A 2181-nucleotide genomic window follows, 5' to 3' on the forward strand; every position below is an offset into this window, starting at 1 on the left:
CCGGGACGGCCGACAGGGGCGGGGAACAGCGCCTGGTGCGCGGGGACGGGGATCGTACGACCACCGGCCCGTCGGACCCCGGGCGCCACGGCCTCCGGGCCAGCCGCGCCGTACCGCGCCCCGGGGGTAGCGAGCGCGCCGCGCCGGGCGAAGGGTCGCGAGAGGCCGTCGTACGGGTGCGAGGCCGTCGTACGGGTGCGGGTGCGTGGGGCTTCTCGCGGAGTTCCCCTATTGGGCCTTCGCCGCCCTCATCGCCGCGCCCACGATGCCCGCGTTGTTCTGCAGCTGGGCCGGGACGATCTCCGCTCTGATGCCCTCGATGAGGTGGAGGAACTTCGCGGACTTGCGGCTGACGCCGCCGCCGATGATGAAGAGCTCGGGCGAGAAGAGCATCTCGACGTGGGCGAGGTACTTGGTGACGCGCCTGGCCCAGTGCTCGTAGGTCAGCTCGTGGTCCTCCTTGGCCTTGGTGGAGGCGCGGGTCTCGGCGTCGTGGCCGTTCAGCTCCAGGTGGCCCAGCTCCGTGTTGGGGACGAGGACGCCATCCGAGAAGACCGCGCTGCCGATGCCCGTGCCGAAGGTGAGCAGGATGACCGTGCCCCGCCGGTCGCGCCCGGCGCCGAACTGGACCTCGGCCACACCCGCCGCGTCCGCGTCGTTCACCACCGTCACCGGCAGGCCGCCGAGCCGCTCGCCGACCAGGGCGCGGGCGTCGACGTCGATCCAGCTCTTGTCGACGTTGGCCGCCGTACGGATCGTGGCTCCGCCCGTGACCACTCCGGGGAAGGTGATGCCGACCGGGCCGGTCCAGCCGAAGTGGTCGACGACCTCCTTGACCCCGTCGGCCACCGCGTCGGGCGTCGCCGGGTGCGGGGTCAGCACCTTGTGCCGCTCGTCCGCCAGGTCCCCCAGGTCCAGGTCCACGGGAGCGCCCTTGATCCCCGAACCACCGATGTCCACGCCGAAGATGTGCATGGCCCTACGTTACGTCGTACGACTGACAGTCACGTTCGCGAGGTGGCTCACCGCCGACGGGGGCCGGAATCCTCACGTCCCCGAACGGGTAAGGCCCCGGAACCTTCACGTCCCGGGGCCGTGCGCGCGCGTGCGGAGGGTCAGGCGCCCTGGCCGGTGCGCTCGGCGACCAGGGAGGCCGCCTCCTCGCGCAGGTCGCGGCGGAGCTCCTTGGGCAGCGAGAAGGTGATCGACTCCTCGGCGGCCTTCACCAGTTCGACGTCCTCGTAGCCGTGCTGGGTCAGCCACTCCAGGACCTCCTCGACGAGGACCTCCGGCACCGAGGCGCCCGAGGTGACGCCGACGGTCTCCACGCCCTCCAGCCAGGCCTCGTCGATCTCGCTCGCGTAGTCCACGAGGTACGCCTCGCGGGAGCCGGCGAGCTTGGCGACCTCGACGAGGCGGACCGAGTTGGAGGAGTTGCGGGAGCCGACCACGATGACCAGCTCCGCCTGGGCGCCCATCTGCTTCACGGCGAGCTGACGGTTCTGCGTGGCGTAGCAGATGTCGTCGCTGGGCGGCGAGACGAGCAGCGGGAACTTCTGCTTGAGCGCGCCGACCGTCTCCATCGTCTCGTCGACGGAGAGCGTGGTCTGGGAGAGCCAGACGATCTTGGACGGGTCGCGGACCTCGACCTTGGCGACGTCCTCGGGGCCGTCGACCAGCTGGATGTGGTCCGGGGCCTCGCCGGAGGTGCCGATGACCTCCTCGTGGCCCTCGTGCCCGATCAGGAGGATGTCGTAGTCCTCGCCCGCGTAGCGGATCGCTTCCTTGTGGACCTTGGTGACCAGGGGGCAGGTCGCGTCGATGGTGGCGAGCTTGCCGCGCGCGGCCTCGTCGTGGACGGTCGGCGCGACGCCGTGCGCCGAGAACATGACGATGTTGCCCTCGGGGACCTCCTCCGTCTGCTCGACGAAGATGGCGCCCTTCTTCTCCAGGGTCTGCACGACGTACTTGTTGTGGACGATCTCGTGACGGACGTAGATCGGGGCCCCGTACTGCTCCAGGGCCTTCTCGACGGCGATCACCGCGCGGTCGACACCCGCGCAGTAGCCGCGCGGGGCGGCGAGGAGGACACGGCGGCGGCCAGGCGAAGCGGTCATGTCTTCCATCGTAGGGGGTTCCCTGGCGGGGGCTCCGCCAGGGAACCCCCTACGATGGAAGACA

General features: G+C 70.7%; 2 protein-coding genes. Both read right to left on the minus strand.

Translation table 11 applies throughout. From position 1 onward, the window contains the following. Window positions 1–228 precede the first annotated feature (228 nt). Window positions 229–975 carry a polyphosphate--glucose phosphotransferase gene (gene ppgK / locus P1P70_RS43770; protein WP_319247952.1) on the minus strand — a complete coding sequence of 249 codons (747 nt, stop codon included), beginning with the start codon at window positions 973–975 and terminating at the stop codon, window positions 229–231. A gap of 140 nt (window positions 976–1115) precedes the next feature. Continuing rightward, on the minus strand, window positions 1116–2126 hold the full coding sequence (locus tag P1P70_RS43775) for a 4-hydroxy-3-methylbut-2-enyl diphosphate reductase (RefSeq protein WP_319247954.1): 1011 nt from the start codon (window positions 2124–2126) through the stop codon (window positions 1116–1118). Between the last annotated feature and the right edge of the window lie 55 nt (window positions 2127–2181).

This window comes from Streptomyces sp. MB09-02B (assembly GCF_033794485.1).
In the GTDB taxonomy this organism is placed as follows: Bacteria; Actinomycetota; Actinomycetes; order Streptomycetales; family Streptomycetaceae; genus Streptomyces.

What these genes read in the sequence shown, in the direction of transcription:
- ppgK (WP_319247952.1), bottom strand. Translation starts at nt 975, where the DNA reads ATGCACATCTTCGGCGTGGACATCGGTGGTTCGGGGATCAAGGGCGCT.
- P1P70_RS43775 (WP_319247954.1), bottom strand. Translation starts at nt 2,126, where the DNA reads ATGGAAGACATGACCGCTTCGCCTGGCCGCCGCCGTGTCCTCCTCGCC.